General features: G+C 52.8%; 14 protein-coding genes. All 14 read right to left on the bottom strand.

The window, feature by feature from the left end; all coding sequences use genetic code 11:
- Window positions 1-4 precede the first annotated feature (4 nt).
- The 14 genes from QRN24_RS21340 to tssH all read right to left on the bottom strand — a co-directional run bounded on the left by QRN24_RS21340 (window position 5) and on the right by tssH (window position 22,861).
- Window positions 5-2,467, bottom strand: coding sequence for a type VI secretion system Vgr family protein (locus QRN24_RS21340; protein ID WP_284943051.1), 2,463 nt, complete (start codon window positions 2,465-2,467; stop codon window positions 5-7).
- A gap of 4 nt (window positions 2,468-2,471) precedes the next feature.
- A complete protein-coding gene (gene tssJ, locus QRN24_RS21335) occupies window positions 2,472-2,996 on the bottom strand; it encodes a type VI secretion system lipoprotein TssJ (RefSeq protein WP_121340015.1) in 525 nt (174 codons plus the stop codon).
- A gap of 35 nt (window positions 2,997-3,031) precedes the next feature.
- A complete protein-coding gene (gene tssG / locus QRN24_RS21330; protein ID WP_284943050.1) occupies window positions 3,032-4,114 on the bottom strand; it encodes a type VI secretion system baseplate subunit TssG in 1,083 nt (360 codons plus the stop codon).
- Window positions 4,078-5,847 (bottom strand): type VI secretion system baseplate subunit TssF, encoded by a 1,770-nt coding sequence (gene tssF, locus QRN24_RS21325; protein ID WP_223398214.1) that lies wholly within the window; start codon window positions 5,845-5,847, stop codon window positions 4,078-4,080. Before tssF ends, tssG begins: the two co-directional genes overlap by 37 nt.
- A gap of 33 nt (window positions 5,848-5,880) precedes the next feature.
- Window positions 5,881-7,488: a type VI secretion system protein TssA gene (gene tssA / locus QRN24_RS21320; RefSeq protein ID WP_032681308.1), complete on the bottom strand. Its 1,608-nt coding sequence runs from the start codon at window positions 7,486-7,488 to the stop codon at window positions 5,881-5,883.
- Between the two features lie 400 nt (window positions 7,489-7,888).
- Complete coding sequence (locus QRN24_RS21315; protein ID WP_284943049.1) at window positions 7,889-11,260, bottom strand: ImcF-related family protein; 3,372 nt, start codon at window positions 11,258-11,260, stop codon at window positions 7,889-7,891.
- Window positions 11,253-12,461 (bottom strand): KPHS_23130 family T6SS system protein, encoded by a 1,209-nt coding sequence (locus tag QRN24_RS21310; RefSeq protein WP_284943048.1) that lies wholly within the window; start codon window positions 12,459-12,461, stop codon window positions 11,253-11,255. The genes QRN24_RS21315 and QRN24_RS21310 overlap by 8 nt, the downstream gene beginning before the upstream one ends.
- Window positions 12,462-12,463: 2 nt before the next feature.
- Window positions 12,464-12,727 carry a PAAR domain-containing protein gene (locus QRN24_RS21305; RefSeq protein ID WP_063925123.1) on the bottom strand — a complete coding sequence of 88 codons (264 nt, stop codon included), beginning with the start codon at window positions 12,725-12,727 and terminating at the stop codon, window positions 12,464-12,466.
- Window positions 12,728-13,353: 626 nt separating this feature from the next.
- Window positions 13,354-13,932, bottom strand: coding sequence for a hypothetical protein (locus QRN24_RS21300; protein ID WP_284943047.1), 579 nt, complete (start codon window positions 13,930-13,932; stop codon window positions 13,354-13,356).
- Window positions 13,919-16,732, bottom strand: a complete 2,814-nt coding sequence (locus QRN24_RS21295; protein ID WP_284943046.1) for a hypothetical protein — start codon at window positions 16,730-16,732, stop codon at window positions 13,919-13,921. The genes QRN24_RS21300 and QRN24_RS21295 overlap by 14 nt, the downstream gene beginning before the upstream one ends.
- Window positions 16,733-17,203 carry a DUF3828 domain-containing protein gene (locus QRN24_RS21290; RefSeq protein WP_052955251.1) on the bottom strand — a complete coding sequence of 157 codons (471 nt, stop codon included), beginning with the start codon at window positions 17,201-17,203 and terminating at the stop codon, window positions 16,733-16,735.
- 82 nt (window positions 17,204-17,285) lie between these two features.
- The gene (locus tag QRN24_RS21285; RefSeq protein WP_284943045.1) at window positions 17,286-17,825 is read right to left on the bottom strand and encodes a DUF3828 domain-containing protein; all 540 of its coding nucleotides are present in this window, start codon (window positions 17,823-17,825) and stop codon (window positions 17,286-17,288) included.
- A 9-nt stretch (window positions 17,826-17,834) separates the two neighbouring features.
- Entirely contained in the window at window positions 17,835-20,192 is a 2,358-nt protein-coding gene (locus tag QRN24_RS21280) for a type VI secretion system Vgr family protein (RefSeq protein ID WP_284943044.1), read from the bottom strand.
- Window positions 20,189-22,861: a type VI secretion system ATPase TssH gene (gene tssH / locus QRN24_RS21275; protein ID WP_284943043.1), complete on the bottom strand. Its 2,673-nt coding sequence runs from the start codon at window positions 22,859-22,861 to the stop codon at window positions 20,189-20,191. Before tssH ends, QRN24_RS21280 begins: the two co-directional genes overlap by 4 nt.
- Window positions 22,862-22,887: the final 26 nt, after the last annotated feature.

The following is a 22,887-nucleotide window of genomic DNA, read 5'->3' as shown; positions in this document are numbered from 1 at the left end:
AGAACTATCCTATATATAATGAATTTTGCTTTAATATGGTTAACTCGATATCAGCTTCTTCTGTATGGCTTATAAAGCCAGTGAGGCCTTTCTCGCATGAAAACCCTTTAACTACCTTACCTATAGACGATGTTAATTCATATCCAATATTTGATATTGGTTCTTGTGTTCTATCATCAACAAGAATAAAGCTCCTGCGAAAAGCATCGCCTGGCCCTGGTAAAAATGGAAGTTCTGGAGACTGAGGACTGCTTCCTGCTGCCATAGTCCGCTTGACTTTGCGTATGTACGACGCCGTCGTACCATACTCGACCTTCCCGGCCTCGAGTCGCAGATAGCTTCCGCCGCCGATCAGCGTGATACGTTTTTTCCCGGCGAACAAAATGTCACTCACTGAGCTCAGCGTCAGCTTCTTCTCAGCAAACAACCGCATACTGGCGTTTTGCGCCTGGACATCTATTGGTCCTTCTCCGGATTTGACGCTCAGTTGGCCGGTGCGGGCAAAGAGCCCCAGTTTTTCTCCGGCCAGTGCGGTCAGATTGCCCATTGTTCCGACGCTGATATCGCCCCCGGCGTTGACGACCACGTTTCGTGCTGCGGCCAGTTGCATATCTTCACCACTGGTCAGGGCCATGCCTTCCGGGGCTGTGAAATGCACAGCTTCATTGAGCGGTTTCAGCCGCTGCTCAAACATCTGTATCTGGCTGTCGACATCCGCTTTCAGGGCCTGCGCTTTTTCGGCGGCTATTTCCAGTTGTTGCAGTTGCTGATTAAGCCTGTCGATTTCCTTCAGCGCGACATCCATGTCCAGGGCTTCGCCCTGCGCTTTTGGCTGTCCGTACGCGCTGGCAAACAGCCCTTTCGCGGCACGGATGCTTCCGTATTCATCAGTGCGCAGTTCGCTACCGGTGCCGCGGGATTTGCCCTGATTGTCCACCAGGTGCCCGCTGTTGAACTGCGTCTTGCCGTATTCCGTGGCGAGCTTGATATGCTCTTCGCCACGTTTGTCCTCCATCCGCAATTTTGAGTTAGCGGGTGTTCTGAGGATATTTCGGGTGTGATTATCCCGGTTCACGAGGTCCGGATGTTCGGAGTCGTGCAGTGCATACGCGATGTACGGCAGGTCAATATCGCCATTGCTATACGCAATGGCCACTTCAGTGCCGTCAATGAGCGGCGTATGCCAGCCCAGCGTTTCACCGGCATAAGGTTTCGCCATCCGCAGCCACAGATACCCAAAGCCCTGCTTTGTACCTTCGCGGTCGAAGTCCGGCTTTACCCGGTAGCGACCCTGCTCATCCAGGTGCGCGTAGATATCATTTTTCTCCCGGCTCTCGACGCGGGCCGGAAGTGTGCCGTGGATTTCAGGGCGCGGGATTTCAGTTGGGCGGAAACAGTAGCGTTCGGTATAAGGCATCCCCCAGACCGACACATGCAGACGGGAATCCCTGGCGCCCCGGAAGGTCACGAGCGTGAGGAGCACGCCTTCCTTCAGGGCAGCAATGACATCGCCCTGCGGCTCCAGCATCTGTCCTGGAGTGAGGTGTGCCGCATTGCTGAACAGGTGAATACAGGCAGTCCTGTTCAGCTCACGCTCATGGTGGAGTCGGGCGTAGAATGCCCCGCTTTCGGTGACCGGCTCCGGGTCGGTGTCGTCACCCGCTTCACGGTACGGCGCGGCATAACGGTAATGCTCCCCGGTCGTCACCGCGTCATTGCGAACACTGACGGTGGTATCCATCGGTGTGGAGGCTGTCCGGTAGTTATAATCCCGCGTGGCGACAGTGCCGGTGGCAAGGGTGTGCCAGGTTCGTACATCCCAGACCGACTCTGCCGCACCGTCAAACAGACCCGACGGCTCGCTGTAGGGCAGGCGCACATCAAACTGGTAGTTGAGCTGGCTGTCGGCCAGTATGTACGTATCCAGACCGCGCACGTCGTCCATCACTGTACGCCAGTAAATCCCCACTTCAGACAGAATGCGCCGGATAAACTCAAGGTCCGTTTCACGCCACTGGGTGATAATTTCACGCGGCGGGTACGTGCGCTCCAGTCTGAACTCAAAATCAGGTCCCTCCAGCCCGTGTTTGCGCAGCACCTGCTCCACCACCTCAGGAACTGACTGGTTCTGATATACCGCACACTGCCGGGTGTATCCCAGGAGCGACAGGCGGGAACTGAGCGTAAGACGGTAGTGGGACTGATCCTTTGAGGTGGAAAGCCATTCCAGGCGGGTAATAATACCGTGGACATTTTTACCGCTCCGCATCCGGAAAGAGGCATATTTCATCAGGACCTGTTCAGGGGGGATATTCGCCTGTTGGGTCGTGAACTCAATATCCCATTTGAACGGTTCGCTCAGTGCTTCCCTGCCCCGAAATCGCAGAACATCCGGTTTTACCTGGCTGTTGTTGATATCCAGAAAATAGCGAGTCTGCCCGTCAAAAAGCGCCAGCCAGTTATCCATTATGTCACTCCTTTACCGGCACGAGGCTGAGCCAGCCGTCACCCAGCTCGATGGTCCGGGGTTTGTCCGGATCGAGGTCGTCACGGGTCAGTACCAGACGCCAGCGGTTGTTTTTCTGATCGGGACGATTGAACAATCCCACCACCGCCACGAACTGTGCTTCTTCATCCATGGGCATATTCAGAGAAACACTGCCGTTGGGCATCACCAGCAGCTCTTTTGATGCCAGTACATCGTCCTTAAGTACCGTATCGGCATTGCGCAGCAACGTCTGGTAATCGGCGGCATCAACCGCTTTCCGATCCCTGAGGAGATAAACCCGCACCATTGTTGCCAGCGGCGTCTGTGCGGCATCGGCGTTAATGGCCGTGCGTGGGGTAAAATCCAGATGCAGCGTTTTAATTTTCTTATAGAAGATGGATTTCGTGATGCTGACCGTACCGTCCGTGACGGTCTGCGTCAGACCGCAGCCTGCGAGCAGACCGCAGGCAATAAGCGTCAGCGCCCACCAGCGGGTTACTGTTGCCATTCAAAAGTTCCTTTATTGAGAGAGGGAATACGTGATTAGTCGAAGCGGTAATGTCCGTCTTCTGCAGGTTGCAGTACAGAATAGTGAAGCCCTTCATAGCAACCCAGGTTGACGGTCAGACTTTCCCGTGGCGTATTGAGTTTGCCTTCCTTCAGACCCAGTAAACCGGTTCTGCCCAGCTGTATACGCCTGCCGTTGCCCAGACGAGGCTCAGGGAGCAATCGCACAGGCACGGTGAGGCGCACTCGGGCGTCACTGCGGTAGCCGAGGTAGACACGCAGCAGGACCATCAAATCGGTATGAAGGACACCACCGGGTAACCAGCCTTCCGCCTCGTCAGGATCCGCTGTCTCCAGTGACACCAGGACCCGGCTGCATGCTTCTTTTGCGGTTTTACCCAGCGTGGCTCGCTGCGAAAGACGGATCTGGCTCCCGATACCCAGCCCGCTACGGTTATCGATATGCACCTTAACCGGATCGGGTTCGGTGATAATTGTCCGGGTATTCGGTGCCAGCAGGCTCACCAGGGCCCGGAGGCCTTCAGCATTGCGGGTGGGTAATCGCATGGTGCCCAGCAGGGCCAGGAAGCGTGAAACCGGCGTTGCCACCTGCTCATCCGTGCCCGGTATACCAAGGCCGACCAGCCCCAGCAGACACTGTGATATGGCATCGCGGCCACCTGCCTCGAAGGTCGCCGGATAGGCATATTTTCGCCAGATCCGGTAATATTGTGTGGTGATCCGGTGACTGAAAATATCCAGAAATGAGGTGATCGCCTCGTGTCCTTCACGGCGCTGCGCAATGTCGTCCAGGTAGGTCGTCGGCAGAGGCGAATCCACGCCATACATGCCGAGGAATGTGGTGCGGACGGTCGGTGGCAATGTCGGTTGGTCTTCGTCGTTCTCCACCGCTTTCAGGGTACTGACCGGAAAACCCATACCAGGCCAGGGCCTGAAACGCACCGGATCGTCGCCCGGATGGCTGGTGGTACCCAGTTTCGGGGCGTCCGGATTTTCCTGCTCCAGCAGTTGGCAGAAACGATAGAAATTGGCCCGCCAGATATCTTTGTTAAGGGCCAGCGTCAGCCCGGTACGTGCTGGCTGTGATTCTCGCGCCATCTCAGTCGTTTCCCTGTCGGTTGCAGCACCAGCGTGAGCTGATTAAAGAGGTGAATATCGGCATAGAGCGCGAAGAACCGGTGCAGCATCTCCCCGAAGAGATGCACATCACCCTCGCCTGCAAAATTATCCATATTCAGCGTGACCTCAATGTCCACGCCCCGGAGCATAAAGCCCTTCTCAAAACGGCGGATCAGGGTGTGCTTCACGGAGACGATTGCTTCTAGCCGACGACGGTTCATTTCATCGTCGGTCCAGTCATAGAGCGCCAGCGTCCCCCGCAGGACTTCAGGGTTATCCATCATACTGAGGAAGTTTGATCCGAGGTGACTCATCACCCGCCAGTGGAAACGGTCGTTTGCCGGGGGATACAGTGGCATGGTGGGGGCCGAGAGGTTCAGTACCCTGACGGGCACTTTGCCTGCTTTCACGGCCCTGTCCAGTAGTGTGCTTTCCAGTGCCTTACGCGGAAGCTGCCCGTTGGTACCGGTTATTCGCATCGAAAGGGATTCTGGTTTATCGGACAACTGCTCCAGCTCGAACGCGCGGCCCCCGAGAATTAACCAGGTGTCATACAGACCAGAGGGGCCGCGTTTCACGCGGGTATGGAAGTAACGCTCAGGGGCATCGTGGCGCATCATACCGCCCCGGTGGCGGAAACTGGTGAACGGTACATAGGGGTGTTTGCCATTCTTCACCGCACCGTGGATGTTATCGACGCTGTAAATCTCGGTGTGACCATCCTGAAGACGCAGCGGCCTGAGCAGATATTCATTATCGAGCGGATCCAGGGTCAGCGGGTCGGCTTCCAGAGTGAAGAGATTAATGACCGGTGCACAGTGCAGACGGAAGTTTTCTGTCTCAAAAGGCAGATCGGATGGCCAGGCTTCACTGAGCACAATGTCGATTTCAAACCAGGTGCTTGTGGCAGAAAGCCCGATGCTGTCGAGTCCACGTAACTCAACAAACATAAACTTCGGACGGAAGCTGAAATATTCCAGCAGCAGCTGGTAACCGCTAAAGGCGGTATCGGCTTTCTTCCACAGTCCATCATTGTCATCGAAGCCCATGGGTTTGCACCAGCCATCGAACTGATGGCGTTCGATGTAGGTCCCGGCGTGACGGGCATACATGGCGTGAACACGACGGGTCATTGCCAGATGCAGCGCATAGCTAACTGGACTTTCTGCATTGAGGAAAATGGCGACTTTGTCGATCCCGGCTTTACTCCAGTCCACTTTTTCAGGGCATTCGAAGCGCAGACGGATAGCAGAGCGGCCATCGGTTTCAGTATGGAGGCGGGCATCTGCAAGGTGCAGCGGTTGTAGCGGCACATCGCGAGTCGTCCGGTACTGACAGGCGGTCTTGTGCGGCCCGACAGGACGAGACAGAACGGAGAAGCCTTCAGCCAGCATTTCGGCCTGACGCAGACTACGCCAGTCAGGCGAGAACTCGACGATGGCCAGCGACGGGATGGTCCGCATATAGTGTGGCCACAGCAGGCTCACCAGACCTTCGGTCAGCTCTGGCAGGTCGTCATCAAGCTTTTCACGCAGACGGCCCATCAGGAAAGCAAAGCCTTCGAACAGGCGTTCCACATAAGGATCGCGGGCGCCGGATTTATCCAGATTAAGCATCGCAGCACGATCCGGATGAGCCCGGGCAAACTCTTTACCGGCTTCTCGCAGGTAGCGCATCTCAGCTTCGTAATAGCGCAGGGTTAAATCATCCATGCACGGCATTCCTGAAAATTATTAAAGAGAACATTAGCCACAGAGCACCATGGCACGGGCCGGGTCAATGGCGATCAGACCCGCCAGTAGCGTATCCATCTCAGGCATCAGACGGGCTTTATCAGATTCGCTGCGACCGGCTTTCATGCGTAGCAGCTTCAGGCGTCGGGCCTGGACTTCAAACAACAGAGCGGGCTCCCAGTCTTCCAGCGTCAGCAGTGGCGCACGGGTAGTGAGTTCACCAAGCAGATGAAGCGCCATATCGTTTCGGCCATACTGCTCTGCCACCCGGGCCATGAGCAGGCGTATCAGCCAGCGATGGCGCGGGGTATCCATCCCCGGTCGGGACTGGAGCCAGGCAAGCGCTGCTTCAGGCCCTTCGGTGTCTCCCTTTTCCATGGCTTCGGACTCAAGAAGCAGCACATCGTCCGCCTGACCATTAACGACGGTAGCGGATTCATCGCCGTACATCAGGCCCTCTTCATTCACTTTTTCAGCAATCCAGGCAGTAGTGACTTCGTCGGCAAAGGGAGTGCCGTCATTCCATGCCAGCCCTTCAAGGCCCGGGAGGCGTTTAAGCAGCAACCGCAGATCGAACAGGACGGAGTCTGACCAGGTATCCCAGGGCTGACCCGCATGGCTGAGCCCCTGCCAGAGATACCACTGGAGATCGAGCCAGAAATGATTCACGCCTTCGCAATACATCTGGCTGGCCTGCTCAACCAGCTCGACCCAGTTTTTCTGAAGGTAAAGGCGCTTCAACTGAGCTCGATACTCGGGTTTAGGCGGTACCAGGCGGGTGCGCCCGCTACTGTCCAGCGGAGGGATCTGATCGACCGTATCCCACCGCACGGTCTTTATCAGTCGATGAGAAGCCAGCCAGCCCTGCGGCTGCTCGCTCAGCCAGCGGGAAAGTAACTTTGCCTGGTCGAGTAAATCGCGGCCAGATTTCACGGCTGACAGCTGCGGAGAATCAGAATGGGCAGGTTCACGCCCGTGCTCATTGGTACTGCTGTTCTGGGGGACCAGCGCTTCCATGCCACCCGAACGTGCCAGACGGTTTTCAAGAGCGGTACAAAGGCCTGCAAAAGACGGTTTCTCGGCTTCCGGCCAGTCAGCCACTGTGGATTCAAGCAGGCTGATGACGCCAGCCGTCAGACCGGCATCATTGCTGTCCACCTCGGGCCATAACAGCAGTGCATCAATCACTTTTGCACTGTTCAGCCACTCCAGCGCAGCTTTTCGGGCTACGGGACGCCGGGGATGGCATGCCTGCCCGTAGCGGGCCAGCATCGCGACAAGAAGCAGTAAGCCTTCGGACAACCCTTTTTCACCGTCGCGGCTGAGTCGGGCCTGCACGTACCAGGTCACGACACGAATGTCTTTGGCGCATTCGCAAAGACACTTCTGGGCCAGCTCACACAATAACGCTGAATCGGTACCTGAAAGCTTGTTGATCTCCTCACGCATCAGCTGAAAATTATCATCATATGCGGGATCGTCCCCGGTTTCTGCCCCGGAGGTGAACGGGTGCAGCCAGTTATCCCAGAGCGACAGGGCATCATTTGCCCGCGAGATGAGGCGCTGCCTTTCTTCCTGCCTGGTGGCGCAGGCGGTTAACAGTTCTTCCGGTGAGCTCATTCTTTTTCCCATTTGTTTGTCTCTTTCATAAACCTCACGACCGCTTCCAGAGAATCGTCGTCCTTACCATTGACGATTTGCGGTAGCTTCCATTTCAGCAGCTTACTTTTCTCCTCCCCCTGAGTGGGTTTGGCCTTCCAGTAGCTTTACCTGTGGGCTTTTCTGACATGGGGACGAAGGCGCCGATGGGGCGCGGAGGTGCTGTCCCCTGGTGTACCTGGCGCTGGATTATGCTTCAGCCAGTCGCTGAGCCATGCGCGACACTGCCGAAAGGTCATAAACTGGCATGGGGATGAGGATTCAGTTTCGTGCCATCGGTTCACTTTGCTGCAAATACCCTGAGACCAGCCTTCAACCTGTTTTGCGAAAGCCAGTGCCGGGTAAATTTTCCCGCCCATCATTACTGGCGCTCTTCTCCGCCAGCTGCGACGCTAAAGATAGTGTCGGGCAGCGTGAATCCCTGAAGTTTCAGCAATGCCAGGGGACCTGTACCGAGCTCGCTACGCATCACAAACTTCAGAGGGTTGCCATCGGCGGTGATCCACACCAGTTGTGTACGGCTGGCGTCAAGCGGAGTGATGAGAGCCTTGTCCAGCAGGCGAATGAAACCCCAGTTGCCCTGGTTACTGGCATACAGCTGCATGCCGCTGTTCACACTACGCCAGCTGAGCGACACGCCAGGATAGTAAGTGTTTCCAGGCCAGGTGAAGCTTTGCCAGCTTTCCATCTGATTGAAGTAATCCAGGTTCTGCTCATCGAGGGTAAACTGCACTCTGGCAACATCCCGTGAAGGACGCGTCATCAGTTCGAAGTGAACACCCGCATCGCCCTGCGAAAACACGATATCTGACAGTTCCGCCAGCTGATTAATCGCCCGGAGGAAATCCGGGCTGACAACCATCCCCTGACTTGCGGAAAGGTCAACGACCCAGCGATTTCCCTCCTGGTGGAGGATCCCGCCAAGATTCGTTTTCAGGAAGGTCGTGATTCGACCCGAGTCGCTACGCAGGAACTGAGCCAGCAACGGCAACGAGGCATCGCTGCCGGTGGCTTTAAACGGATAGCGTCCCGCAAAGGCCTTATTCCACTGTTCGACAATAGTCGACTGCCATCGGGCATTGAGGCTTCCCGCAGCCGGGGCAAGTACCTGCCGCCAGGCCAGATCAAGCGGTTGCACAAATAACGACTGGCCAAATCCATTCCACTCCTGCCCCAGACTCGCCGCAACCAGACTGCCATAGTCGCGGGTATCGGTCAGATCGATGGCTTTGCCCTGGAATACTGTCTGGGCTAGCATCTGCGACATGGCCTGCGGATCCGGGGCGCTGGTAACCTGCTGGAGTTTCAGGCGTACCTGCGTGACGCGGGCAAGCCAGGACTGGAAACTGAGGTTACCGTTGGCACCGGTGCCCTCTTTACCTTCCATCAGCCCCATCAGTGGTCCAAACACCTCATCGAGCGGCCCTTTTGGGCCCTGTGCCTGTTCAATAAACTGTCTGGCATTTTTTTTCTGACCGATCAGCTTTTTCGCCGAATCGACAATCGAATCGGCCAGTGCCTCGCCCTTTTGCCCTGTTTTGCCCTGCCAGGCCAGCGTGTTCATCAGTGCCACCAGCGGCGACTGACGGACATCGCCGATCAGGTTGAGCTGGGCAATCGCCTCAGAAAGTGACGTGGCTTCCTGCCACTGAATGCTGTTGACCATGTTCAGCCAGGCATTGCCAAAATCGGTAAAATAGCGTTCAGTCAGGCGGGCTTTCAGCGCCTCCGGGGAGATATCGCTCCCTGTCTGGTGCGTCTTATCCGTCAGTACCCAGTCAATTTCATCACGGCGTGTCTTGACGACCTCGTTAATCGCATCCTGAACCTGCTCTTCCCAGGCCTGGCGTGTAAACATTCCCGGGACGACTTCGTCAGTGCTGAATACCGTTGAGGCATCGGTGTCGCCTGTCATATCGGCAAGCGTTAAATCAGGCCAGTTGCTGGCCACGCGCTTCAGCATGTCCTGGTACAACCCGGATTCAGCGTTACGCTGGCCAATCTGCTTGAGCAGGATCTGACGGATCGTGCTGATTAATTCCGCGTCAGGCTTAATTTTCCATTCCTGATGTGCCGGGAGGTTTTGCGCATAAAAGCCCAGCAGTTTCGGTGCGAGGTCCTGCCATGTGGCATTCGGCACATTCTGACGCTTCGGCCAGGCTACCAGTACGTTTTTTGCCAGCCAGCTCGCGTCCGCTTTGTCCGGACGGGCCAGCATCAGATAACTTTTGAGCACGTCATAGGTGTGCTGTGTGCCCTGCGTACGGGCATCACTGGCAGGAGGCAGTTGCACAAAAGCATTCAGCTGCTGCCTGAGATAATCTGCGGTGGCATCCCTCATCAGCTGTGCGTTGTTTTTCGCATACAGCGGCCAGAGTGCGGCCAGCATGTCGCTGTCCTGATTAAGACCAAATCGGGTGTACCATGGAGCGCCGGTCGCCTCACGGTGTTGCAGACGGGCAATGGCTTGCTGGAGTACGAGTTGGTTGCGCAGGCGTTCTGCCAGGGGTTTTGCGGTATCCGCTGCCTGCCTCGCCGTTTCTTGTGCCTGATAAATCTGGGTACGGTTAACGATCAGGGACAGCAGTGTACCGGCCCCCCACAGAACAATCAGGGAAAGCAGAATTAACCGCAGCATCTTCAGCCAGTCGAAGCCCAGCTTTCTGCCGCTGACGGCATCACAGTCATCAATGACGGCTTTCCAGGTCGGTGTGTCGAGGCGTGTATTTGGTACCGTTCCGGCAACGGCCAGTTCGGGGCTGAACATGACACCACGTAAACGCCAGGCCGCAGATCCCTGCATCAGCCCGCTGAGTAAAACAGCCAGACTGGCTTTCAATTCGTGTTGAAGACGGGAAGATAGCTGAAGCAGGCCGTTATGTGCCGGATTATTCAGTATCTGTGTTATACCGGCTTTTTGCAGGCGCTGAGACAGCGTAGTCAATGCCTTATCCGCCTCTTTTACAGTGCCTTCTGGTCCGAATATCACCCCTTTCGCAGCCGTTTCCGCGTCCTGCTGAGCACCTTTGGCTTTGTCAGTCAGCCACAGCCAGACAGGCGCCTGCCAGCCCAGCTGATGATCGGCTTTCTGGCGGCAACGCAAGAAAGCATCCCGTTCGCTATCCGTCGGGAGAGCTGAAGTACTCATCACCTGAATAATGCCATCAACCGGCTGGCCAGATCGCAGGCGCTTCAGTTTTGAAAGGAAGATCTCATCCGGGAGTGACTGCGCATCACCGCCATAAATCAGCACGTTGCCGTCGCCTTCCTGCCAGAGGTCATGAGACAGGCCTGGGGCCGCTTTCTGGACGTCGTCTGGATTACCCATCACCAGCAGGATTCGCACCTTACGCTGCCAGCGGCGTCCATAGCGAAAGCGCAGGTGTTCGGACACGGCGTCTTCGCTGAAGACCGGTTCATCGTCATCTTCTTCACTAGGAATGGTGTTCGTCACCGGAGTGATACTCTCAGCTTTTTTCTGCCCCCACTGGAAATACAACCCGGATTTGCCCGCGTGGTCGAAAGCCTTCTCTATCAGCCAGCCGAGTAATAATATCGCGGCAACCAGTATGGCGCAGAATGTGAGTATTCGTTGACTGTCATATGGTCCGAATCCGGTGGCAGAGGCCACACTTTCCGGAAAGGCATAAAACAGAAATGCCACGATGGCTGTCAGGAAAAAGGCGACAGTCACAACCGAGCCGATGAGAGTTTTTACTTTTACCTTAGACATTCTTAGGCGATTCCTTGCGAACTTCTTCTTTGGTGATGACGGCGACCCAGATGTCGTCCTTGTCAGCGACGGGTTGTGCGGCGATAACCTGAGTCCCATGTTGTTCAACGTCAGTATTGGCGAGCGCAATGGCCAGCCATGGAGCAGCATGGCCGGTATAGCCCAGCACGGGATCGATACTGGAATTGTCTTCTGAAAGGCTAAATTCAACACCGCTCTCTTCGCAGGCATTATTCCAGCCGCTGCCCGACGTCAATGTGGGACCGGAGATCCAGCTTCCTTTGAGTTCATTGGGCAGGGTCTTCGCCCAGAGCAGCGCCCGGTTGAGCGTCTTTGTGAGTGTTGTTTCTGTTCCCCTTTCGGGGCGATGAAGGCAAAGCGCATCCGGCCAGGCATGGGCTTTGCGGTTGCTTAATACCACCATTGAGACAGCATCAGCATCTTCTTCCCGGGGAGACGCCGGTAACGACAGCGTGATGGCAACCAGAATGCCTGGGTTGTCCCATCGTTTGTCCAGCCAGGCATCAAACGCCCCCAGCCCTTTTCCAGGCATCAGGCGAAAAATCCTGCCCGTCTTGAGTGAGAGATCGGCTTTTAGCTGCTCTTCAACCAGGGGATGCAGGTCACTGTCACAGTCCAGCATCAGCCAGCATGGCAGCTCTGGTGGAAGTGGCTGAACGATTACATCCACACGCGTGGTCAGCTTAGTGACTGCTGCTTTGAGCGCTTTCGATAAATCCGTTTGATATTCTGTTAAGGCCGCGTACCTGACCGGTTTGTCACATCCTCTTGGGTGCGAGAAATCGATAGCGGGAGCGGCGAGTTTCATTACTTCCAGCAGATCGTCGGTTTTGTTTCCGGCCGGAGCCTGGATGTGCGTACCGAGGATCCAGCCGCAGCGCTGACCGCGCAGAATTTCACTGTCAATAAGCGCTTCTCGCTCAACATTACGGGACTCGGCTCCCACCTGTTCGGCTTTATAGGCAAACCGGCGTAAACCGAAAAGAAGCCCCCAGGTGCAAAATGGAAGCCCCAGCGCGGTGAACCAGAAGACAAATCCTGTTCTTTCTGACGTCCAGCACCATAGCGTGAGTGCTATGCCCCCCAGCATGAGAAATGCCAGGAACAGTACCCAGCGAAGAGTGCCGGGGCGAGCTACCTTAGGGGCCTGTTCAGGGATGGCATCCAGCCAGACGGGCATAATCAGGCAACCTTGGCAGCGGCAAATGAACTAATCAATGTGCAACCACAGGCACATTTGTGACCGTGAAAGGCTACCGGGATACCATGATCAAGGTAATCAGGGTTTCCTTCTACGATGGTTGTAGGGCCATGCCCCGGAACCGGGCAGGACACTTTGTCGCCTTTACGGGCAACACCGATACCACCGAATTTCATCGTATCGGAAGCGGTCAGGACCGAGCCGCCGTGAGTGGTTTTATCGCCTTTACGGATAATCTGGAGCATTATTAAATTCCTCTTCCTTGTCTCTTAACTAATTCATCATTCTTTAATTCCCATGTCTCAGTTGGGATCTTTTTATCCGTGCCGTCAATAGAGATTGAAGGGACTTTTATTATGAATGTTTCTGGGCCACTGGTTATTGATGGGTAATGCCCGCCACAGAAGTCAATTGTCTTCAGATGTTTGAATTTCTCATCATCCGTTTTGCTAAACACATGTAATGGGCCTCCATCGCATGCATTCCCAATGGACTATCAATAAATACTATTATTTGTTTGCTGGCTTCGTACAAATATGAATGCGACCATACTGATGGTGCGCGATAAAACTCACACTTGTAACTATCAACAAGTTCGTCATTGATTTTTATGCTACATGTATTATTTCCTGAAGACGTGTTTATCCTTGTTACTTCATCTGCAATAGCAAGACTATTAAATGTGAAGAATGCAAATAAAATACAGAGCAATAATTGTGTTGGTCTAAAGTCCATTTGACTAGCCTAAATTAACATTTATTACTGAGTTAGGGTTGAGTTTATTAACTCAACCCTAGTCATCCTCTGATGCATGCCGTATCCGAATTTTACCACTGTCGCTTTCTCGTTATGCCGGAACTTTATGAGAGGCTCATTGGTTGTTACACCCTTCCAATGATTCTATTAATTTCACATATCCACCATTATTAAAATTAAATAAGGCCGTTTTGCATACAGGACTATCACTCTTGTTGATTGAGATAGATTGACCGGTTATTGCAATCATAGAACTATTTTTATAAGCATCCATCTCAAATGGAAGGCCAACAGGGGTACCATTATCAGAAATATCTGCATAATTATAACTACCATTATTATCTGATGGTAGTGTTGCTACAACTTCCCCTGATAGTTTATCAATAACCCAGCCACATACCCAATTATCACGAAGGCATTCTTTACCATGACCTCCAAAGGCTGTATAGATTCTAAAGTGCCCTGCAAAGTTAACAGGTTTTTTTAGTTGCTCTTGGACTGTATTTTTCCAGTGTGGCGAGTACTTTTTCTGCTCTTTATTAAAGTGAATATTTTGTTCAAATGGACCGTTGCTTACGGGAACCAGGTAGTCAGTAAACTGAGGATTAGAACTGTCTTGTGAGTACGCTCCAAAAGACAAGAGCATACATGACACAAAAAGCAAAAAATTGTTTGATTTTTTATTGCATCCCATTTTTAGAATCCTCAAGAGCTTTAATCATCGTGTCTGGTAATAGGTGAGCTTTATTCAATCCATCGCCAGCATAGTACGACTCACCCTCTACTTCTGCCACCCTTGGTACTAATTTGTATTTCTTTTTACCATTTTCATACACTGGTAATCCGTTTGCATCCAACACTGGTTCTTTTTTGGGGCTTATACTCTTTCCTTTACGTACACCAGCCGATGCAAATTCTTTCGCCCACGCATAAATCGCATCTTCAGAGCTTCCGTTACCCTCAAGATAATTAATAAATGCTGGCCGCTTCAATTTAATCAAAAACTGCTCAAATATTTGATCCTGCATCGCAGCATCGTATAGTTTCGAAGTATCAAGGCTAAGTGCTTTTACTGCACTTTTAAGCGTCTCTGGGATTATCTGGAATCGACCTGTGGCGAACATATTTCGTTCTCTTTGGGCATCAATTACTTCAGATATTGTCATTTTTGTGAGGTTAGAATTATAGTGCGGGACGGATTTACCTGTCTTTGTAACATTGTATGCCGAATAATCATTTTTTGACTCGACACTTCCTAAAAGGTTTGCAAATTTGCTATGTGCCCAGCCAGTATTTTTCTTTATTAATGCACCAAGAAAGGCAATCGGATGCATATGCCATAATGAAGGGCCTAGTTTTTCGGATGTAACATCCTGCATCCATGCCATTTTATCAAGAAAATCTTCGCTATATTTCTTCCATTCTGGGGCTTCTTTTTTCAGCGCATTGAGGAAAGGTTGCCATATAGCATCACCTTTTTTGAAGTACCAATCGCTGGGATGTTTTACGATTGTTTTCTGGATGGTGTCACGATAGTCGGGATTATGTAGCGCTCTCCAGTATTCCATCGGAGAGTAACGGTCGCTTCCACTATCAATTTTATCCAGCAGGCGCTGATAATTATGCTTAACCAGGGCATGACTGGTTCGCGTATCACCGGCCGCAGCCTCATAGAGCGAGTTGATAAGGCTGCGGAAGAATCCAACAGGCTGGTTTTTTCCATCCAGGTAATCAAAGCTGGTAGGCTCTGAGGTTTCAGTTCTGAAGCCTAGCTTCGCCAGATCATACTGTGACAGAAGTTGAGGCTCCGCCTGGCCTTTGGGCACATAGGCATTTTCCTGCCGCAGCTGCCAATATTCTTGCTTTGTTGAGTTATCAGTTTCAGTTGTGACCTTACTCAACGGTAGAATGCCTGTCCGAGTTGTCGACGCCGAGCCCTTTGCGAAGGTGCCCTTCGCAACATCTTTTGTGAAAAGAGCAAGGCCAGGAGAATACTTCAACCAGAGCGGGTTTTTCTCCCCCACTTTTTCCGGGTTGGTCAGGAACTTCTCCAGATTATCATCCATGCTCGTGCATTCGATATGTACCTGGTATCGTGCCTCATAACCACCGTCTTTTGGTGCCTGATAGTAGCCCATGTGGCCAATCGGGTCACCGGCCTTAATAGCAAATGGAGAACTGAGGCTTACTGTCTTATCGAATACCATGACTTCCTTTGCGGGAGGAAGCAAATGCCGCCACCAGCCTGGACCGGCCCCCGGCGCTGGCTTAATATTGTTGTTATCCACAACAACCCAATAGCGCTGACCAGGTGTGAGGGTACTGCTGGTTTCTTCTGGTAATCCTTTCAGTGTTACAAGGCCATATTGTCGCTTGTTATTTCCTGTGGCGTTAAGATTGCTGTCTACTGGGTCCCACTCCACTCTAGCCCCTTTAGGCATGTGCCCTGCAATTTGTGGAGAAGTTTTATCTGAAGTCAGTTTTGCCGTCAGCCAGTCCATTTCAGAATATGCTCTTAGTGTATCCTGAGTGACCCACTGATTTTCTGCGTTGGCCTCATAAGCTGAGTAAGGCGCAAGGTGCATATACAGGGTGTAGAAATGCAGCCCACTGGTTTCTTTCTCACCCGGCTGAATATAGTGCTTCACCAGAACGAATGAGCCCGAAAAACTCAGTGGACCGGATTCCCACCCCAGCGTCAGGTAATCCTTGCAGACGCGATAGGCAATAACTTCACCATCTGCCATACAGCGTATCGCTTGTTCGCCTTTAAAGGGTACCGGGAAATCCATCGCCTCCAGCGGAGCTTTACCACTCAGAGCACACCATGGCGTTGTGGCTTCGGTGATATGGATCCCGCCATGCCACATTCCGCTGCGACCAATCGTGTACTGCCCGGTAGACTCGCCTGCTAAATGAGAGAGGATACTTTCCTGATTGCTGAACTCGCTTCCCCGGCTGTTTGAGGGGATCGGCCAGACTATTTTTATTTTTCCTTTCGAAAGAGTGGTTGCGTTTTTCTTTTCATTAATTGATGATGCGTAGCGATAAAGCGTATAAGCAATCTTATTATCGCGATATATCTGAGCAGGATAAAATCCTTTTTCCTGAACAAAATCAGATACCCAGTGCTTACCATTAAACATCGCCATATGACCATGTACATGATGTGGTGCCGCCTGAATGACAACTACATCACCCGTTTGCTGACCAGAAATTGTGAATACACCGCCACTACTAACTGTTGTGGTGTTATCTACAACTTTAAAGTTATTTTCAATCAGCCATGGACCATAGTTTTTAGCTGACTCAATCGCAGAGTTTTTTACAGACGCTCCACCAGCAATCAATGCTTTTTTAACATAACGGGCACATTTCGACTCGCCGTATTTAAGCTTTTTATCAATCCCTTTCTTAAAGTTCTCAGCGTTAATTTTAGCTCTCGCGAGCGCCTGTGTGTTCAGAACGCCAACTGCAATATCCTTATTAAGCATTTAGTTATCTCCTTCAGCCTTTTGGGGGCAATAAATACTGCCTTTGAATGTAGGCTTAACAGAATCGAGCATCCATTTGCCCCCGGCTTTTACTAAACTAACAGCATACAGAGACGTACCTTTCCCATAACCTAATTTAAGATTCACCAGTGCAATATGGTCATTGGCTGACACTGTTTTGGTACTAATGTTGTTTTTCCATTCCTCACATATATCTTGAGCATCGACAAAATAATCTGCACCTGAATCATCATTATCTCGTAAATTTCTAAGATGTGCAGTTGTATATTTAGCAATTGCTTTCAGGGAGAGATCATTAGCTGATTCCATGTCAGACATCTCTTCTGCGACCAGGTAATCATGGTAGAACGTACTTACAACTTCGTCAGGTGACAAAGTCCTCTCACCTGAGGCCAAAGCAATATAAGGCACACAAAGTAAATGACAAGCGAGAAACATTCCCTTCAACATAAACACCTCTTCAAAAATGCTTAACTCAATGCTCCGGTTAATCTAACCGAATGGTTAAATATCACCTCATACAACCTTAATATCATTCCGTTACGCTGATAATTTTCCAGTTACCATTATCTTTTTTAAGCGACACTTTAAACCTTGCTTTAGGTTCAGAGCCATTACCCAAAATAACGCCAACCAATGAATCGCTTCCTTTTTGTGTAACATCAAAAGTGTTTATATTTGTTCTCCACGATAAAAACACATCTTGTGATTTTGTGAAATAGTTGACATCAGTCTCAACCCAAATCCCATACCAATCGCAGATATAATTACCTTTATCCTGTTTACACTCGTGCTTCTGCGCACATTTCTTGGCTAATTCTGATTCGGAAATCGAATCATCAGAATCATAATTACACATGGCGGAGTCATTTATGCTTTTTGCTAAATCATCAGATAAATATATTTTCACTAATGCTTCGTTACCACCTGATTTATCCTGAGGATATGCAGAATAAAAGTCATGCACTATACTCTCGGGGCTTTTTGATTCATCAGCCAGTGAAACATTTGAAAATGAAAGCGAAAATAGGAAAACAAATGCAATGCGGAGTTTATGAGTTAATGATTTCATTTTCGACTCTCAATCATTAAAAGATTTACTGCTGATTTTGCTTTCCTGAGTGATATCCGTCAGGCTGAAATTAGGTGTTTCGTTGGGAAGATTTGCGCCTGCACCTGGCACCAGATAGTTAGACGTTTTCATAATGAACTCACCAGAGGAGCCGTGTTCAATGCCGTTCTTACTCAGCCTCAGGTAAGACCCACCACCGTTAAGCGTCAGTGTTTCAGGCGTGCTGATAATAATTTCGTCTTCACTACTGGTCACCGTCAGCTGCTTTTCAGAAAACAGGGCCATCGTGTTGTGCTGAGCCTGAATCTCGATGTCACCCTGGTTGGCAACCAGCTTCGCCCCGTCTTTATGCACAAACAGACCAAGCGCTTTTTCAACGTTCACGGACAAATTTTTCATCGCACCGACATCAAGATGCTGCCCTGCATTGATCATGGTATTGCGGGTACTGCTGAGCTGAAGGTGTTCACCTGAGGTAAATGCCACGCCCTGTGGAGCACTACCCAGCAGGACTGCAGACTGGAGGTCTTTGATTTTGTCGGTTACGAGGCTAATCTGGGTGCTGATGTCGGATACCAGGGCACCGGCTGCTTCGGCGGCGCTGTTCAGGGCCTGCATCTGGCTGTTGGCCTGGTTAATCTGACTTATCGCAGGGGCCATTTCCAGCACCGGCCCCTGGGCTTTGGACTGCGCATCAGCTGTCAGAAACAGCCCTTTTGCCGCACGTACTGCGCCATGTTCATCCGTTCGCAGTTCAAAACCGGCCCCGCGTTTTTCACGCTGACCATTAACAAGATGCCCCATGTTCAGCTGCGTTTTGCCATATTCCGTTGCGAGCTTGATATGCTCTTCCTGGCGCTTATCCTCCATCCGCAACTTATTGTTCGCCGGAGTGCGCCAGACGTTCCGCGTATGATTGTCACTGGTGACGTGGTCCGGATGTTCTGAGTCATGCAAGGCATAGGCGATGTAGGGACGATCCGGGTCTCCGCCGTCAAATACGATGGCCACTTCCGTTCCGTCGATAAGCGGGGAGTGGAATCCGTAGGTATCACCGGCATAGGGTTTTGCCAGCCGAAGCCACAAATAGGCATAGCCCTGTTCCGGACTGTTGCGGTCGAAGTCCAGTTTCACCCGGTAGCGCCCTTCCGGGTCGAGCCAGGAGTAGGTATCGCCTTTCTGAGTGCTTTCCACCCGGGCCGGAAGCGAGCCGGATATGACCGGGCGATTAAGTAATGCCGGACGCCAGCAGACGGTTTCGCTATAGGGGATGCCCTCAAACGTCAGCGTAAAGCTACTTTTGCGTGAACCGCTGGTGCGTACCGTGGTGATGACGATACCGCCTTTTACGGCATCGGGTAATGAGCCGTCCGTTTCCAGTACCTGACCCGGTGCCAGATGAGGGCTGGAGGAATGACCTTTGACGTGATACTGCGCGTTCAGAATGCGTTCGTGACGCAGACGGGCGAAGTATGCCCCAGTCTCTGTACTTTCAGCGTCACCTGCTGTCAGGAAAGGCTCCGCATAATGATACGTTTCCCCGGTGGTGATCCCCTCTTTGCTGAAAATACTTTCGGTGCTGTCCTGAGGCGTCAGTGCATCACGGTAGTTGTAGTCACGGGTGGCCACACTTCCGCTTACCACGTTATATGCGGTCTGAATATCCCAAATGCTCTCCTGCCCGCTGCCACTCATCCCAGCCTTGTTGCGTAATGGCAGCGTGACACCAAATTCATACTGCTGCTGGCTGTCCTGAAAAATCACCACGTCCTGCTCAAGACGGCTGTCCATTTCATAGCGCCAGTAAATGCCCACCTCCGCCAGCAGGCGCTGGATAAATGCCAGATCGGTTTCCCGCCACTGGGTAATGAGTTCGCGGGCCGGATAGTCACGAGACAGATGGAACTCAAAATCAGGACCTTCAAGTCCGTGCTTACGCAATACCCGTTCAACCACTTCTGTAACTGACTGATTGAGGTAGATTTCGCTCCCTTTCGTATAGTCCAGAAGGGCGATACGTGGAACGATCGTCAGAGCGTAACGGGTCTCATCATTCGAGGTGGACACGCGCCGAAATGACTTAACCACGCCGAATATCGTCCGGACCGGCAGCGCTGGTGTCCCGTCAAACGCGGGTGTCTGGAAAGTAAATGACGCCGGTTTCAGCAGTAACGTGTCGCAGGCGATATCCGCAGAGGTGCAGGTCACCGCCACGTCATACCGCCAGGGCTGGCTGAGTGACTCCACCGCACTGAAGCACAGCACATCAAGAAACTCAGTGCAGCCATGCACGTCAACGCGGTAGCGTGACTGGCCCAGCAGTTGTTGTATCTGGCTGTTTGCCTTGCTTATTAAAGAATCGGTCATGACGCCACCACTTCTGTATTTTCATCGAAGGCCAGCACAATGCCCTCTTCATCATCCCAGGTCAGCTGTAGCGAGGACGGCTTTTGTTTTGCTGCCATATGGCTTAGTAACTGCTGGCTCAGAACCGGCAGAATCTGCTGATTAAGCAGGCTGTCCACGTTGCGGGCTCCGGTGTCCGGCAGCAGACACGCTGTCGTCAGCGTGTCGATGAGGCTTTCATCAATGTGAGTGGAAATACCGTAGTGGCGTTGCAGGCGTGTGCTCACCTGTGCCAGCTTCATACCGACGATGGTACGCATGGCAACTATTGCCAGCGGGCGGTATATCACCGTCTGGAAGCGAGCCAGCAGCGCGGGCTGGAAGTGATCGCGCAGGATCGGACGTAACAACTCGTGCAGATCGCTCTCAGTGGCTTCTGGTTGTTCTTCCAGCAACTGCATCAGCGGGTCACTGCCAAGGTTGGAGGTCATCAGGATCACGGTATTGCGGAAATCAATTTCACGCCCTTCCCCGTCGCGCATAAAGCCCCGGTCAAACACCTGATAAAACAGGTTCATCACATCCCGGTGTGCTTTCTCCACTTCATCCAGCAGCACCACGCTGTAGGGCCGCTTGCGCACAGCCTCGGTGAGAATGCCGCCCTGGCCGTATCCTACATACCCCGGTGGAGAGCCTTTCAGTTGCGAAACGGTGTGCGGCTCCTGGTATTCCGACAGGTTGATAGTAATGAGCGATTTTTCACCGCCATACATAACGTCAGCCAGCGCCAGTGCGGTTTCTGTTTTACCCACTCCGCTTGGACCCACCAGTAAAAACACACCCTGCGGACCGTTTTCCGGCGTCAGTCCGGTTTTTGACGCTCTCAGGCGCTGGGCAATGGCATTCAGTGCAGGACTCTGGCCAACCACACGGGTTGCCAGCTGTTCTTCAAGCGTCAGTAATTCGGTTTGCTCGTCCTTCATCAGCGACGAGAGAGGAACCCCTGTCCAGTCGGCGATCACGGTCGCGACGGTGCGGACATCAACATCCAGACCCAGCAGTGGACTGTTATTCTGAATCTGAGAAAGCTCGTGCTGAAGGGCGGAGAGTTCCTCCTGGCGGCTGATGTCTTCACGGCAGGCTTTCAGCGAGTCGGTGAGCTGCTTCTCGGTCTCATACTGTGACTGAAGGGCCATTTTTTGCTGACTGAGCGCCTGGGTCCGTTGTTCAATCTGCGGCAGACGACTGGCATCAACACTGTTACCCAGCGAAATATCTTCCAGTAACTCCTGCTGCTCCATGCCAAGCGCAGTCAGTTCAGCCTGCAACCGGGTAAGCTGTTCCGGCAGCGTGTCCAGGCTCATCCGCACCCGGGCCGCTGCGGTATCCAGCAGGTCCACTGCTTTATCTGGCAACTGGCGTCCGGTCAGATAACGACGGGACAACGTCACCGCTGCGCGGACGGCATCGCCGGTAATATGTACACCGTGGTGTTCGGCATAGCGTGATTTCAGGCCACGCAGCATCAGGCAGGCGGTGTCATCATCGGGCTCATCAACCTTGACCATCTGGAACCGGCGCTCCAGGGCTGCGTCACGTTCGAAGTACTGCTTGTATTCACTCCAGGTTGTGGCAGCAATGGTTCGCAGTTCACCGCGAGCCAGTGCAGGTTTCAGCAGGTTGGCTGCATCTGCCCCGCCCGCCTGATTACCGGCACCAATGATGGTGTGTGCTTCATCGATAAAGAGCAGCACCGGCACCGGGGAGTGCTGGACGGCGTCGATAATATTCTTCAGGCGCTGCTCAAATTCACCCTTTACACCTGCACCCGCCTGAAGCAAGCCCAGATCCAGGGTACTGACGATGACAGGCTTAAGACTTTCGGGCACATTACCTTCAGCGATACGCAGCGCCAGTCCTTCAACCAGGGCCGTTTTACCCACGCCGGGTTCACCGACCAAGATCGGGTTGTTCTTACGGCGTCTGGAGAGAATGTCCACCATCTGACGGATTTCGTTATCGCGTCCAAAGACCGGGTCAATCTTTCCTTCCCGGGCACGGGCGGTCACATCGACCGTAAAGCGATTGAGAACGGACTCTTCCTGTGAAACGGCAGGCTGCGCACTTACGCCTTCAGCCTGGTGTTGTGCTTCATGCTGTAACGGTGCGGCCCGCCCAATAATGCTGACATTGCCAGGCTTCTCACTGAGCGCAACGTCATGCCGCTCATCCGACTGGGCTTCCAGCAAGGGACGTAACCTTTCCAGCTGGCTGGTGGTCAGCGTCATCAAAGGCCAGAGGCCATCACAGCGTGTCAGTCCGGACGTCTCAACCATGGCCGCGAGCAAATGTACGCTGCGGATCTGCTCATCTCCGGCAAGCGTGGCGGCAAGCCAGGCCTGTTTCAGCAGGGTCTGGAGAGACGCTGAGAGCTCCGGTCGGGTGCGGACAGAACGTGGCTGTGCATCCAGCCAGCTCAGGAGTGACTGCCAGACGGTATCCATATCCCATTCATAGCGTCGGGCAAGAACGGTCAGGTCACCTTCCCCCTGCTCCAGCAGTTTCAGCAGCCAGTGCTCAGGCGTGATTTCTGCATGCGCACGGGTCTGACATAAAGAAGCCGCACCTTCCAGCGCTCTGGCGCAGTAAGGGTTAAGTCGTCGTAACAGGACTGCTGAATGATGTTCCATGTCGTTCCCTCGTGTTCAGGCACGCT

Origin of the sequence: Enterobacter sp. MEB024, from assembly GCF_030209635.1 — a bacterium.
Lineage (GTDB): Bacteria > Pseudomonadota > Gammaproteobacteria > Enterobacterales > Enterobacteriaceae > Enterobacter > Enterobacter ludwigii.
Note: the sequence above shows the minus strand (reverse complement) of the source record. Positions and strands in the feature narration are given on the sequence as shown.

Excerpts from the sequence above, each read along its gene's own strand:
- QRN24_RS21340 (WP_284943051.1), bottom strand. The coding sequence starts at position 2,467 with ATGGATAACTGGCTGGCGCTTTTTGACGGGCAGACTCGCTATTTTCTG.
- tssJ (WP_121340015.1), bottom strand. The coding sequence starts at position 2,996 with ATGGCAACAGTAACCCGCTGGTGGGCGCTGACGCTTATTGCCTGCGGT.
- tssG (WP_284943050.1), bottom strand. The coding sequence starts at position 4,114 with ATGGCGCGAGAATCACAGCCAGCACGTACCGGGCTGACGCTGGCCCTT.
- tssF (WP_223398214.1), bottom strand. The coding sequence starts at position 5,847 with ATGGATGATTTAACCCTGCGCTATTACGAAGCTGAGATGCGCTACCTG.
- tssA (WP_032681308.1), bottom strand. The coding sequence starts at position 7,488 with ATGAGCTCACCGGAAGAACTGTTAACCGCCTGCGCCACCAGGCAGGAA.
- QRN24_RS21315 (WP_284943049.1), bottom strand. The coding sequence starts at position 11,260 with ATGTCTAAGGTAAAAGTAAAAACTCTCATCGGCTCGGTTGTGACTGTC.
- QRN24_RS21310 (WP_284943048.1), bottom strand. The coding sequence starts at position 12,461 with ATGCCCGTCTGGCTGGATGCCATCCCTGAACAGGCCCCTAAGGTAGCT.
- QRN24_RS21305 (WP_063925123.1), bottom strand. The coding sequence starts at position 12,727 with ATGCTCCAGATTATCCGTAAAGGCGATAAAACCACTCACGGCGGCTCG.
- QRN24_RS21300 (WP_284943047.1), bottom strand. The coding sequence starts at position 13,932 with ATGGGATGCAATAAAAAATCAAACAATTTTTTGCTTTTTGTGTCATGT.
- QRN24_RS21295 (WP_284943046.1), bottom strand. The coding sequence starts at position 16,732 with ATGCTTAATAAGGATATTGCAGTTGGCGTTCTGAACACACAGGCGCTC.
- QRN24_RS21290 (WP_052955251.1), bottom strand. The coding sequence starts at position 17,203 with ATGTTGAAGGGAATGTTTCTCGCTTGTCATTTACTTTGTGTGCCTTAT.
- QRN24_RS21285 (WP_284943045.1), bottom strand. The coding sequence starts at position 17,825 with ATGAAATCATTAACTCATAAACTCCGCATTGCATTTGTTTTCCTATTT.
- QRN24_RS21280 (WP_284943044.1), bottom strand. The coding sequence starts at position 20,192 with ATGACCGATTCTTTAATAAGCAAGGCAAACAGCCAGATACAACAACTG.
- tssH (WP_284943043.1), bottom strand. The coding sequence starts at position 22,861 with ATGGAACATCATTCAGCAGTCCTGTTACGACGACTTAACCCTTACTGC.